12 protein-coding genes and 1 pseudogene are annotated in these 13,687 nt (G+C 35.8%); 1 reads left to right on the forward strand and 12 read right to left on the reverse strand.

The annotated features are described in order from the left end of the window. Positions 1-84: 84 nt before the first annotated feature. From BA1379B_RS06390 to BA1379B_RS06445, 11 genes and pseudogenes are all read right to left on the reverse strand, one after another. Positions 85-1,746 (reverse strand): BID domain-containing T4SS effector, encoded by a 1,662-nt coding sequence (locus BA1379B_RS06390; RefSeq protein WP_078692523.1) that lies wholly within the window; start codon positions 1,744-1,746, stop codon positions 85-87. A gap of 48 nt (positions 1,747-1,794) precedes the next feature. Continuing rightward, positions 1,795-2,112, reverse strand: a pseudogene (locus tag BA1379B_RS06395) (P-type DNA transfer ATPase VirB11); the annotation flags it as partial. Beyond that, positions 2,109-3,308, reverse strand: a complete 1,200-nt coding sequence (gene virB10 / locus BA1379B_RS06400; RefSeq protein WP_078673469.1) for a type IV secretion system protein VirB10 — start codon at positions 3,306-3,308, stop codon at positions 2,109-2,111. The pseudogene BA1379B_RS06395 and the gene virB10, both read right to left, overlap by 4 nt. Positions 3,309-3,310: 2 nt before the next feature. After that, the gene (virB9, locus tag BA1379B_RS06405) at positions 3,311-4,168 is read right to left on the reverse strand and encodes a P-type conjugative transfer protein VirB9 (protein ID WP_035006348.1); all 858 of its coding nucleotides are present in this window, start codon (positions 4,166-4,168) and stop codon (positions 3,311-3,313) included. Beyond that, on the reverse strand, positions 4,165-4,833 hold the full coding sequence (locus BA1379B_RS06410; protein WP_078673470.1) for a virB8 family protein: 669 nt from the start codon (positions 4,831-4,833) through the stop codon (positions 4,165-4,167). Before BA1379B_RS06410 ends, virB9 begins: the two co-directional genes overlap by 4 nt. Then, positions 4,823-5,140 carry a conjugal transfer protein TraJ gene (locus BA1379B_RS06415; RefSeq protein WP_235692210.1) on the reverse strand — a complete coding sequence of 106 codons (318 nt, stop codon included), beginning with the start codon at positions 5,138-5,140 and terminating at the stop codon, positions 4,823-4,825. Before BA1379B_RS06415 ends, BA1379B_RS06410 begins: the two co-directional genes overlap by 11 nt. A gap of 177 nt (positions 5,141-5,317) precedes the next feature. Continuing rightward, positions 5,318-6,337 (reverse strand): type IV secretion system protein, encoded by a 1,020-nt coding sequence (locus BA1379B_RS06425; RefSeq protein WP_269466626.1) that lies wholly within the window; start codon positions 6,335-6,337, stop codon positions 5,318-5,320. A gap of 203 nt (positions 6,338-6,540) precedes the next feature. Beyond that, positions 6,541-6,990: a type IV secretion system protein VirB5 gene (locus BA1379B_RS06430; protein WP_172802076.1), complete on the reverse strand. Its 450-nt coding sequence runs from the start codon at positions 6,988-6,990 to the stop codon at positions 6,541-6,543. Continuing rightward, positions 6,987-9,341: a VirB4 family type IV secretion/conjugal transfer ATPase gene (locus tag BA1379B_RS06435; protein WP_172802090.1), complete on the reverse strand. Its 2,355-nt coding sequence runs from the start codon at positions 9,339-9,341 to the stop codon at positions 6,987-6,989. Before BA1379B_RS06435 ends, BA1379B_RS06430 begins: the two co-directional genes overlap by 4 nt. 9 nt (positions 9,342-9,350) lie before the next feature. Continuing rightward, on the reverse strand, positions 9,351-9,659 hold the full coding sequence (locus BA1379B_RS06440) for a type IV secretion system protein VirB3 (protein WP_035006340.1): 309 nt from the start codon (positions 9,657-9,659) through the stop codon (positions 9,351-9,353). Next, entirely contained in the window at positions 9,660-9,977 is a 318-nt protein-coding gene (locus tag BA1379B_RS06445) for a TrbC/VirB2 family protein (protein ID WP_078688185.1), read from the reverse strand. An 853-nt stretch (positions 9,978-10,830) separates the two neighbouring features. Between BA1379B_RS06445 and dapD the strand changes: the two genes are divergently transcribed. Then, positions 10,831-11,679 (forward strand): 2,3,4,5-tetrahydropyridine-2,6-dicarboxylate N-succinyltransferase, encoded by an 849-nt coding sequence (gene dapD / locus BA1379B_RS06450; protein ID WP_035005468.1) that lies wholly within the window; start codon positions 10,831-10,833, stop codon positions 11,677-11,679. Between the two features lie 57 nt (positions 11,680-11,736). On the opposite strand, the gene lepA is transcribed toward dapD, so the two are convergent. After that, positions 11,737-13,542, reverse strand: a complete 1,806-nt coding sequence (gene lepA, locus BA1379B_RS06455) for a translation elongation factor 4 (RefSeq protein ID WP_078692524.1) — start codon at positions 13,540-13,542, stop codon at positions 11,737-11,739. Between the last annotated feature and the right edge of the window lie 145 nt (positions 13,543-13,687).

Below are 13,687 nucleotides of genomic sequence, written 5' to 3' on the forward strand. Positions count from 1 at the left end.
GCTCTATATGGATTAAGATAATTTCAAAATATTTCTATTTATATATATTCACATAAAGAACATATTTTTAGCTTGGTACAATAACTATTTTTCAAGATTCAATGCTGGTGTTTTTATTTGTTGGAATATTTCTTTAGATTTTTGAGCAACTTTTATGATTGCTGCTGCTTTATCTTCTGAGATGCCAACACTTTTAGCAAATTGTTGATGATTACTTTCATGGATATTTTTATGCTCGCTTGGTGAAAGACGAGCATTGAGTGCTTTCATAAATTCCTTGAGTTCTTTGCTAATCAAAGAAGATAACTTTTTATCTGATAAAAATTCCTTCCGCTTTTCTTCTGATAAGTTAAGAATGTCTCGTAATGCTGCACTAGGTAGTTTTACCGTTGTTTGACGGCGTTTTTGTTCTAATTGGTGCTCTTGAATTATTGTTGTCTCAACATTTTTTACAGCAGACGCGTAACTGTCAATTGAATTAGCGAGTTTGATAATATGATTTCCAGCTTTTTTACGTGCCAAGTTTTTCATACCAAGTATTTCTATACCAGCAAGATTAGCAATAGAATTAGGAGAAGACATAATTTGTGTGGAAAGCTGTTTGCTTACCTTTGGATTATTAGTAATCATCTTGATCTGTTCATTTAATATTTTGGGGTTGCCATAAACAATTTTTGATAAATGCATAATTTGCCTTAGTTTAGCTTGGATACGGGTATCTTTTATAATACTTTTAGTTATTTCACTCTTTGTTAAAGAGGGAAATTTTTCTTTTGGAATGAGAGTGTTTTTAAGATTTTGTTGCATTAGAATTGTAAAGGTGTATTCATCATTAAGCTTTAATGTTTTTAGTTGTTCTGGTGCTAAATAATCTTTGCTACAGACTGTGTAGATATTGTCCGTTTTGATTACAATGCTATTTGGGCTTTCACCTTTATAAATTCCTGTATAAGTTGCACCTTCATCTGCTGTTACAATAATACAGTTATTAATATCCTCTTGATCAAGATTTTGTGTATTACTTATGAATTCTTTTAAAATAGCCGTTTTTTTGGGATCAGAGATATCATCAAAAAGCTTTTTCATAGGTTCTAGATTGCCATCTTGCGCTGCTGCAATACTAACCTCAGACATACGCTCTTTTGTTACAATTGAAAAATCAAGATTATAATTTGCAGCTTGAGCAAGTTTTTCGCAAAATATCCGTTGTGTACGTCCATTGCCTTCTCTGAAAGGATGCGTGTAGTTGAGAGAAGCAAATATTTCTGCTAGATGATGAATAAATTCTTGACGTGGTAAGTTTTGTAAATTGTTTTTTTCGACAAGTATTCTATCTATATTTTTTAAACCATCTTGAACTTTATTGCCAGTTGCAAAAATAATTGGTTGGTCTGTTTTCCAATTTGATCTCATCATTTCTGGCATAACCGCGACTGTACCATCTTTAAATGAAAAAGGGATATCGCGGGTACACCCAGCCCACTCGAATGTATTCTCAAATAAGCATTTGTGAAGATATTTTAAATAGGAAGAATTAAATTCTTTTGGCAGTGCTTCTTGACGCAAATTAATAGTTGCTTTTGCTGAATCATGGGCACATTTATCCGTAAACTCTTTATGATCTATTATACCATATTTATTCTTTAGTGTAAGACTATTGGGATAAGTATAATGACTAGGTAAAGGCAGGTTGGATGATGATTCTGTTTCTGTTGCTATTGCTTCATTTGAGAGTATCTCTTTCATTATTCTCTCCTTATAGTGTAATTTTTTCTATAGAATGTTTAATCAATGTTTTTTTACAGCTGGTGGTATAACAATTTGAATACGCTCATTATTTGGCAAAGTAGCGGATAATATTGGGTTTTTATCGGAAATACTTTGCTTAGAATAGGCCGCGATCACTTTAGCCATACCCATGAGTTCATTAAAGGAGAATTCTGGTACTTCTATTGTTTTCCATCCTGAAATTCCTTCAATCATGACTTGATAGGGACGATTAATAACGATCTCAAAAAGACTTTCATCTTTGAGAAAGTTATCAATTGGTTTAAGTTTTGTTAAAACGATAGCAGTGGTTTCATCGCTTAAATTTTGGAAGTTTTGTTTCATTTTAATGTCACTGTAGAATTTTTATGAAAGTCTCCTGAAAAGGCACGACGAATGACCTGTTTATTATTTTCAACAATTTTCAATTTATATACAGTTGAGAAATCCAGGTCGCGGGCAACAAAAACATTAACCATTTCACCCTGATTTTTGGTCAAGGTTGGAGGGATATTAGCGTAATTGTCCGCGATAATCTTTGCCATATATGTTCCTACAGAAAGGGTATATTTTTCTGAAGACACGGTATCTGTTGTTTGTTCTTGTGTTGTTGGCATTTTTAGTGAATCTAGCCGGTTATTTAAATAATTTGTTCCATCTCTGACGATTGAGACAAGAAGTGCAGAACCAAGTCGTTCAAACCAATGATTGTCAATATCGCCATCAACACCTGATCGACCTAAGAAATCTGTTGCGGGTGAGGATAATGTTATAATAATACCGTCTGGTGTTTTGGCTCTATTCCATAATATAAAGAGACGCGATTGGCCTTTTTTTAAACCCGCACGATATTCACCAATGATTTGCGTTCCTTTATCGAGCAAGACGATACGACCATTGTCTGATAAGATATCTCTAGAAACGATACAGCTCACAAACCCTTGTTGTTCACTACTGATTGCTGTTTCTAAGATACATGGGATGGAAGCTCCCATTGCAATGATGTAATTTCGGTTACCAAGCGTTGATGCACGAACACCATCTAACTTTGTTGGTTCGAGAAGTTGATTAAAGGATTGTGTTGTTTTATTCGAGTTATCATTGCTTTGGTTAGAAGGCACGCTATTATTTTCTGGAATACCCTGTTGCTGATTTGGATTAAAATAGGCTAAAACGGGAGCACGTTGCGCTGCTTCTAATAGTTTATGATCAGATTTTGGCTGATTGATTGTTGGCGCTGGTATTTCAACCTTAGGCAGCAGGGGGGTATTTTTATCAGCTAGCTCTAGAGGAGCTATTGTTGGTTTTATCGATTGGAAAAGCTCTGTTTGTCTGCTTCTTTCTTCTTTCGGCAATTCTATGGGCTGTTTTTTTGTGTCTTTTGAAGTTGAAAGGATTGCATATATTAAATAAATACAGACACCAAAGAGAATAAGAAGAGCAATGGCTTTTCCTAAATTAAAGCCCTCTTTTTTTTCTTGACCATCCTTTATTGTATCGCGGTCATTAAGATTTATTTCGTCCAATTCATCATTATTCATGGCTATTTCTCTACGTTTATTTCACGTTGGACAGAAGGTGATGTTGTACCGGTTTCTGGGTTAATTCCTCTTGGTATGAACCCTTTATTAAAGATACACAGGACTTCGTTACCACGTCGCAAAGTGAATTGCATGGCTATGGCGTGAACAATGACCTGGTTTCTTTTAATTGATTTTGGAACGATAGTTTCTTGTCCATCAAGTGTGACAAGATAAATGGCGGGGATTTCATTATTGTCTAAAAAGGTAAATGTTGTAGTTTTACCATTATCATAGACTGAACTTGGTTCAATGAGAGGTGAACCTTGAGCGATATAAGCCCAATTGCGTGGTCCAAAATGTTCATGCATATTGAGGATATTATCGACAAATTCTTCTTCATTTTTTTGTGCTTTGGCTTGTTCAGCTAATTGTTTACGCAATGCTTCATCTTCTGGATAACGAAACTTTACAAGGAAATATGTGTCATTACCGACGGAAACATCACCTTCACGCACTTGAAGTTCAAATTGATAAGATCGTTTTGTTCCATCTTGACGAGTTGTGACGATTTGTAGATTGGTAATCGGCTGAACTTCACGCGGTTTGAGAAAGACAAAGTGACCAGCTGGTGCTACTTGCCAAGCAACTGAATTGCCAATTCCAATATAGGCAATATTTTCATCATTAGCGAATTCAATCTGTACTGAAGAGCGAATAGATCCAATGATTTTTGTCACATTGTGTGGATCATAATTAATAAATCTAATTCGGTTGTCTTTATGTGCGCTTACGGGAGAAATTTCTGCCCATAAGAAAGACGCATGACAGTTTATTGCAACGAGGAGAGTTAAAAAAAATATTTTTATGACTCTAGTCATTGGACCACCTCTGGATCAGATCTATATGCTGATACTTGAAAGCCAAGCGGGTTAATTAAGCGATCTTCTACTGAAATGCGTGCATTAACGTAAGAAAAATTTAAGACTGAAACCCAATGGAAAATATCTTCTTTTCCATTGGAGTCTCTAATTGTTTTATAGTAACGTACTTGAACGAGATCTTTACTTAAAAAAGAGATCGATTTTATTGTGATTGTCACGGACATATTTTTATAGATATTTTGCGGACTGTCTGGATTATTTCCAGAATACCATTTGGCAAAGCGATTTTGTTCTTCTAGGGAAGATAAAAGAGAAACGATACGAAAGTTATTTTCTGTCTCTGATAATTGGAAACCTTCGCGTGCACGAATATATTTGCTGGCGAAGTAGCGCGTTATTACTTCATCGTAGTTTTGGGGTTCTTCTTTTAGAACACTGACAACATCGACAATACCTGTAGAATTATCCACACGAATAACGAAAGGCTCTACGGTTTTTAAGGGTGTTAATGCCACTACAGCTAAGGCTAAAGCGATTGTCATCAACCCAAAAAGCACAGTCAAGGCTACAGCAATTTTCATTTGTAGTCGCGTACTACGCATACGGTCAATATCAAATGACCGCGCTTCTCTTATATATTCTTTAAATTCATCACTTTTCATGTGTGATCTCCGCATTTTTATAAGAGGGCATTTGATGGTTTATTGTGTCTACAGAAGATGCGGGGAGTCCAATATGAGCTTTTGGTGCCTCATTTTCTTGTGTATTTAGGATAATAGGAGTTGTGATGGGTTTGATCGCCGTATTGTGAATGATGTTATGATGATTCCAGTTCCACTTACCATGATTGAGCATACGAGCATTCTGTCCATTACAGCGTGGAAGTTTTTGGGCTCCACTTTTTAAAGAAGCACAACCAGTAAGTGTTATCAAAAGGATCAAAATGATAGTGATTTTTAGTTGCATCATTTGGACTCGCAAACATTTTGAAAAATAAAACATTGGTGTTTTTCAGTCCATGATTTTACGAAAGCATGAACACTAATCTTTTGAAAAAGCTGGGAGAGCTTTGCATGGGTTGTGCATACAGTTAATATCTTGTGTGTGAAGGTATTGACTATAGCTACATTGAAGAGACGTTTGAGATTAAAATGAGCCACGTCCACCTCCTTGCATCATTTGCGCAGCTTGTGCAGCGTGTTGTGCAGCCGTAGAACCTCTCGTTGCTGCTGCTGCACTTGCTGCACTTCTACCGGCACCAAAGCTTCTTCCAACAAAACCCAAAGTATTAGAAGCCATTGAGATCATTTGTGATCCTGTTGATACTCCAGCATGATGATATGGTCCTCCACTAGAAAGTGCAGAAGCAATGGTGGGAAGTGATTGGAAGAGATCTACGCCCACTATTGAGACGACAAGAACAGGGGGGAGCAAGAAATAGATTGAAGTATATGAACTATCGAAAACATAAAGCATAATTTTGCACATCATTGTTCCAAGCATCATTACGAGAACTTGCAAAATTGTAAAATTAACTAATGTTGTAATCCATGCATCAGAATATCTGCGGGTTACATTGAACAAATATAAACTAATAAAAAGAGGTCCAAGACCTATCACCATGATTAATGTAATTTTTGCAAACATTTGAATAATAAAACCGACTGTACAAAAAAAGATAACTGCCAAAAACATTAAACCACCAATCAGTGCAACCGTAATTTTATTGAAAAATGAAGCATTATTTAGAAACTCTTGATAACGCATATTTGTAACTAATAAGAGATAATCAAAAACATCAGAGTCAACCGGACTGCTATTAAACGCATTCCCAATAGCATTGGCTAAATTACCGAAAAATATATCTTTGATATAAATATTAAATACGTCTGCATTAGTTGCCATTGTTGTCACAACAACGATTTTAATAACATTATTAAGAAGACTATGCATCGAAAGGGCGACGTGGCCAGTCATAACATTGTAACCATATAAAAAGATAAAAATAATGGCTGCAAGATTTAATGGTGCTGCAATAGCAGAAGATAAGCTACTGACTGTTGTATCTACGACATCATTGAGTGGTGTCAAAATATACGAAGAAACAGTTTCGAATGGAGTAAATTTAAAATCTGACTCCTGAGTTGTCGCATTCATCAATTTCATCAGTTTTATCTCATTCCAATTTTATTTTTAATGTTTGATAAATATGAATTTATGATCTTTTGTTGCATTTTCTCCATGCTCTTTCTGTGATTGATGATTTCCATTTAATAATAGAAAGAGCTTGAATGAGAGTATTCATTTGAAAATTAGCCAACTACATTTGAAGAGCTTCCTTTTCTTCTTTTTGACTAACTGGAGTCAATTTAATACTTGACCTTAGCTTTAGCTTGATCCAATTTGTCTTGCAGTGTTTTTTGAAGAGCTTCCTGATTTTTCTGTTCTTCTTTTTCACGTTCTTGTTCTTTTGATTGAGCATTTTCCGATTTCATAATAGAAGAAGCCTGAAGTTTTAGAGTATCTACTTGAAGATTAGCTTGAAGAATAGCCAACTCCCTTTGAAGAGCTTCTTTTTCTTCTGGTTTAAGAGTCTGTGATGAAAATTTGTTATTGATTTCTTGAATCTTTTTCTGATTTTCAACTGCTGAAGTATAAATAGATTCAGCTATTTCTGATGTGGGCCGACTACCTTCTGATAGGGATGTTCCTTGTTGTGTGACACTTTGATAATATGAATCAACTTCTGTGTTTCCCGATTGCGATATTGCATGAGAGATAAAGCATAATGATAAAAACATAATCAGATATTTTTTCATTGGGATTGTTTCCTTTTGTAAAATATAGGTAGCCATATATCCGGATTTTCCCCATATTCACTTATAATTTGGTTGACGAGTTCAACATTTCTACTTGTTCCGCTTAAGACAGCAATTTCGTTATCCATTCCACGTAAATTAAGTTCTGCAACAATAGAACTTTGGCCTTGTTTAATGAGAAAACGACGAGATTCCCTGCTTAATTCTGATTGGATTAGCTCAAATTCACGTTCAGTGAGTTTAAAGTTTTCAACATAATCATTGTAATTGGCTTTTTGATTTGGAAAAAACAGTTGGGTAGGACATTGCTCAATGATTGTGTGAGCGATTGTTGAATTCAAAGCATCTCTAGGGCTTTGTGTGGCAAAGAGCATCATGCCATTTTGTTTACGAATCGTTTTGAGACGATCTTGAGTAAAAGCTTTAAATGAATCATCTTCAAGGGCTTTCCAGAATTCATCGATAACAATAATGATACGTCGACCATCAATAAGATCGAGAATGCGGTTAAACAAATACATCATCAAAGGGCGACGAATTTCTTCATTATCTAAGAAATCCGTCATGTCATAACCTATAAATTGAGCATCTAAATTGAGATCATCGTGATCATTATCAAAGACCCACCCTAAAGCATTACCTTTGATCCAACGTTGTAAACGTATGGCAATACCTTCTGTGGAAGTATTATCAAAAAACAGTTGAAGCGCACTGAAGGAGCGTTGTGATAGAGGAAGACTTTCTAAGGAATTAATCGCTCTAGCAATATCCTGCCGCTCTTGTTCTGTTACTGTTTGGCCATCCGCGGTAACTAATTTTAAGACCCAGTGCTGAAGAAAGAGTTTGTTTTTTTCAGTGTATTCCATCCCTTTTAATGGAGCAATACCAGTAGGTTGACCATTTTTCAGAGGCTTATATTTGCCTCCTCCAGCACGAACAAAGATCTCTGCTCCTTGATCTTTATCAAAAAAGACTATTGTTGGGTTGTGTTTTTGCAATTGTGCAAGAAGAAAATTAACAATGACTGTTTTTCCAGACCCTGATGGACCACATACAAAGGTATTACCAACATCACCAAAATGAAAATTAAAATAATAAGGAGAGCCAGCCTGTGTTTGTAATAAGGCGACGGCAGAACCCCAAACATTACCTTTGAGTTTGCCAATAGGAAAGGAATGGAAGGGGGATAATGCTGCAAAATTCCTGCTGCTAATAGCTCCAGAACGTGCTCGATAGTTAAAGTTCCCAGGAAGTTGTGCCCACCATGCTGCTTCTAACCCTAAATCTTCTCTGGCTATAACGGCCCCACCATTAGTAAGATATGAACGGGCTTTCGACAGATATTCTGTCAATTCTTGTAGACGATCAGAAAAAACAGCTAAAGAGAGATGATGTTCTCCCAAAACAAAACGATTCGATTCTAAATCATCAAGGGCCTCATCAAGGCCATCAATTTGTGAGCTGGCACGATCAGCTACATTAATCATTTGATTTTGTTTACGGCTCATAATAGCGCTTGCAACTGCTTTACTTTTAAAAACAAAGGATTGCGTTAAGATGAATTCAAAGGGCGCCGTCAATAAGCCATCTGTCATACCAGGACGTGTTTTAGAAGGATATTCTTTCCATCCAAACATACCAACAAAGCGTTCATTGCTTTCATGACGAATTTCAATAATTTCTTTGCCGAAAATAACACGATCTGAATAAATCGTTGAGGCAATAGTACCAAATGTAAGGGGTATGCGCTCACGTCTTCCTCCCACCAATTGATGAAGAAATTCACTTTGCTCAGAAAATACAATGTCATTGTATTCGTAAGTAGATAAAAGCCGTGCTCCATAACACTCCAGACCTTGTATAAGATCTTGACTTAACTCTTCAATTTTCCGAATAGCTTCAGAATCTGGTTCCGATTGCATCTTCTTTGCTTGCGTTAAGCGGTGAAAAAAAGAAGCTAACTGTTCAGTTTTATCTGCTGCAGGATTCCAGATAACCGAAAGGAATAGATCATTTCGATAAAGATCTTGCAAAATCATTTTTTGTTTGTATTGCCGATCTAAAGCTGTTGCAAAAGATGAAGAAAATTGACTCTCTGGGTAAATTTTTTCGCGTCGGCGAATGATGTGAGAATATAAAGCGACACGTTCATCTGCTATATTTTTCAAAAGCGTATTTAATTGGGTATGTAAAGAATTTAATTGGCTGATATCTGCAGTATCAAAATTGATTCCTTCGATAGAAATCACTGTCATCAAGCAACGGGAGTCTAATGCAATCACATGCTGATTGACATGACGAACATAAGGAATAAATTCCTCAGGTAGAGATTCCCGTTTCATCACTGACAGTTGTCTCACTTATTTTAGCTCCTTGTATGTACGGACAAGACGGAGAGGAGACGTAGATCCTCCACCCCATCTTGTCAGGTTTTTTTGTTTCCCTCGAGTATTGAGCCACGCGAATAAAACACGAAATTGGTTATGATCGCGTTTTGTGATTTCGCGTAAAATAAAATGCAAACCAACTCCAAGACCGATCATTGAAAAGCTGCTTGTTATGATAAAAAGAGTAGATGTTGCCATGACATTTAAGGCCATTGCTTCTACGGTAACACCTGCAAACATCGCTGGTCGTGTGCAAGCAAGAAAAAGAGTATCTTCATTCATTTATGATGAACTCCCCATTAATAACGTAACAAGAGCCGAAGCACCAAAAACAATACCAATACCAAGAACACAATATGCTGCTTTGCGTAAATCAATAACACCATACATCCAACCAATACCCACAGCGGCAACACAGATCGTTGCAATGAGCTTCGCTGTTGTCCCTGTCATCATTGTAACAATATTCCGCAAAACCGTATCAAGATTTCCCATACCGGCAGCAGCAGAATTAGCATACGCAGGGGTTAACACTGCAAACATTGATAAAAGTAGCGCAAAAGCGATATAATAAATATGCTTAGATATAATGTTTGGCATTTAATCTCCTCTTCAGAAAGAATATTGATTACAAACTGACATCATATTGCCTCTAAGTTTAGAAATTTCTACTGTCTTAGATTCACAGCTTAACTCTTAATGAATGGTCTTCATTCTGTTAAAAAATTTTGATATTAAATTTTCTTCCCTCTCAAAATACCTAAGAAATAGGATATTTTTCATTCTATTATTTAATATAGACAATTTTAAGTTATGCTTTTTTATCAAAACGACAATATCAAGAGTGCAAGATAATGTTTTTCTTTGCAAAATGTGTTTAATTTGCAACAAATGCTGTTGAGATGCTTTCTTTAAGATCTAGGAAAAAAGCAGAGATGCATAAAAAATTATAGGATATAGAAACAATAAGGATTGAGCAAATGCGATTTAAATTAATTATTATTGTCTACATTATCTGTTCTGTATTATGAAATATTGATCACAATAAAGATAAAATTGCTTTAAACATTTTTCAGATATTAAAGAGCAAAAGTATAATTGATATCAATTTGGAACACAATTAGCAAAAAGATCATTTAAATTTAGCAAAAAGATCATTTAAATTATAAGCATTGGCTTATGTAATAAATTCGATGTTTGGTATTATTGGTTGCAGTTTGAAAAATATGTACATCAAGAAACTAAGGTGATTTATTTTCATCGTTACAGATTGAAGTAATACAGAATTCAAAATATTGAGACCTAGAAAAATAATGTGAGTATAAAAAATTTAGTGTTTTTCTCTTAGAGAGCTATCTTGTACTCTTTTTATTGACTGCATGTATTTCTTCATGTAACATAAATCGTCAAGAATAAATCTTGGTATTTTTGACTGTTTAATGGGTTTTTGGTAATGACTAGTCTCATACAACTTGAAGAAATTATTGAAAGAGCTTTTAATAATAGAGATTCTATCAATTCTGCTACAAAAGGCGAAATTCGTGAGAGTGTTGAGCACATATTGAATCTTCTCGATAAAGGTGAGATTCGTGTAGCTCAACGTCAAGATAATGGTCAATGGCGCGTTCATCAATGGTTAAAAAAGGCTGTTCTTTTGTCCTTTCGACTTCATTCTATGTGTATCATTGCTGGTGGTGCAAATGAATCATATTGGTGGGATAAAATACCTTCAAAATTCTCTGGTTGGCGAGAAGTTGATTTTAAAAAAGCCAATTTTCGTTCAGTTCCAGGAGCAATTGTACGTCATTCCGCTTATATTGCTCCTCATGTGATATTAATGCCTTCTTTTGTTAATGTTGGTGCCTATGTTGGAGAAGGGACGATGGTTGATACATGGGCATCTGTTGGTTCATGCGCACAAATTGGTCAGTATGTTCATTTGTCTGGTGGTGTAGGTATTGGAGGTGTTTTAGAACCGCTACAGGAAGGTCCAACAATTATTGAAGATCATTGTTTTATTGGTGCACGCTCTGAAATTGTTGAGGGCTGTATTATTCGTGAAGGTGCTGTTTTAGGCATGGGAGTTTTTATTGGAAAGTCCACTAAAATTATTGATCGTACAACAGGTGAAGTTTTTCTCGGTGAAGTTCCTGCTTACTCAGTTGTTGTTCCAGGTTCGTGCTGTGGGAAACCACTGCCAAATGGTGAAATGGGTCCAAATCTTTATTGTGCTGTTATTGTTAAGCGCGTTGATAAAAAAACACGAGAAAAAACATCAATTAATGATTTATTGCGTGATTAAAAGCATTTCCTAAAAATTATTCATTGATAATAAAATTGAAAAAAGAAAAAAACAGAGTTATTTACTCATCTTAAGTGCTTCAATAAAAGCCGATTGGGGAATTTCTACTTTCCCAAATTGGCGCATCCGTTTTTTACCTGCTTTTTGCTTTTCAAGCAGTTTACGTTTACGGGTAATATCACCACCATAACACTTCGCTGTGACGTCTTTTCGTAAAGCGCGAATTGTCTCACGAGCAATAATTTTACCACCAATTGCTGCTTGAATTGGGATCTGAAACATGTGTTGAGGAATAAGATCTTTAAGTTTTTCACACATAGAACGGCCACGTTTTTCGGCTATGCTACGGTGCACAAGCATTGATAATGCGTCAATAGATTCTCCATTGACCAAAATGGACATTTTAACCAAATCGCCTTCAGAATAATCAGTTACTTGATAATCAAAAGAAGCATATCCTTTTGAGATGGACTTTAAACGATCATAAAAATCAAAAATTACTTCATTCAAAGGTAAATCATAGGTCACCATAGACCGTGTACCAACATAGGATAAACCCGTTTGTAACCCACGCCGTTCTTGACAAAGTTCTAAAATAGCTCCGAGATAATTATCAGGCGTCATAATCGTTGCCCGAATCCATGGTTCTTCAATAGAAATAACTTTAACAATATCAGGCATATCCGCTGGATTATGTAATTCCTTAACAGAACCGTCATTCATATTCATGCGATAAATAACAGAAGGTGCAGTTGCAATTAAATCTAAATTAAATTCGCGTTCTAGCCGTTCTTGAATAATTTCAAGATGTAAAAGACCTAAGAAGCCACAACGAAAGCCGAAACCTAAAGCAGCTGATGTTTCCATCTCAAAAGAAAAGCTTGCGTCATTTAAACGTAATTTACCCATAGCTGTACGTAAATTTTCAAAATCGGCTGCATCAACTGGAAAAATACCACAAAAAACAACGGGTTGAGCAGGCTTAAAACCAGGCAATACGTCTTCACAAGGGCGGCGATCTTCAGTAATAGTATCCCCTACTCGTGTGTCAGCAACCTCTTTTATAGAGGCTGTTATAAAGCCAATCTCCCCTGGGCCTAATTCATCAACTGAGATCATTTTGGGAGTGAACACTCCAACTCGTTCAACAGGATATTTTGCTCCTGTCCCCATCATACGAATGGTCTGACCTTTTTTTAAAACACCATCAATCACTCGGACCAGAACGATAACACCGAGATAAGCATCGTACCAACTGTCAACCAGCATCACCTTTAAAGGATCTGTAGTATTGCCAGTATGTGGAGGTGGCAATTGTGTAATAATTTCTTCCAAAACATCAGAAATACCTAAACCCGTTTTCGCTGATATTTCTATTGCCCTAGACGTATCAATACCGATTACATCTTCAATTTGCTCTTTCACACGCTCTGGTTCTGCAGCTGGAAGGTCTATTTTATTAAGCACTACAACTAATTCATGAGAATTATCAATAGCTTGGTAAACATTCGCTAATGTTTGTGCTTCTACTCCTTGACTTGCATCCACTACTAAGAGTGATCCTTCACAAGCTGCCAATGAGCGCGATACTTCGTAAGCAAAATCAACATGGCCAGGTGTATCAATAAGATTTAAGATATAAGTTTCACCATTTTTTGCTTTATAGTTTAGACGTACTGTTTGAGCTTTAATAGTGATTCCGCGTTCGCGCTCAATATCCATAGAATCGAGCACTTGCTCTTTCATTTCCCTTGTTTCAAGACCGCCTGTCATTTGAATTAAACGATCAGCCAAAGTCGACTTTCCGTGGTCGATATGAGCTACAATGGAGAAATTACGAATATAATTGCGATCTATTGTCATACAAGGCGATTTAGCAAAGAATAATACAAAACGCAAAGACCAATTACAGACTTTCAAAAACCTTTTAAAAAGATCAATAAAAATGTGACTGGAGAAAAATGTTAGTTTTTAAAAGTGTGAATTTTCTTTCTATTGTAATATAGTG

Source organism: Bartonella sp. A1379B (genome assembly GCF_002022485.1).
Classification (GTDB): domain Bacteria; phylum Pseudomonadota; class Alphaproteobacteria; order Rhizobiales; family Rhizobiaceae; genus Bartonella; species Bartonella rochalimae.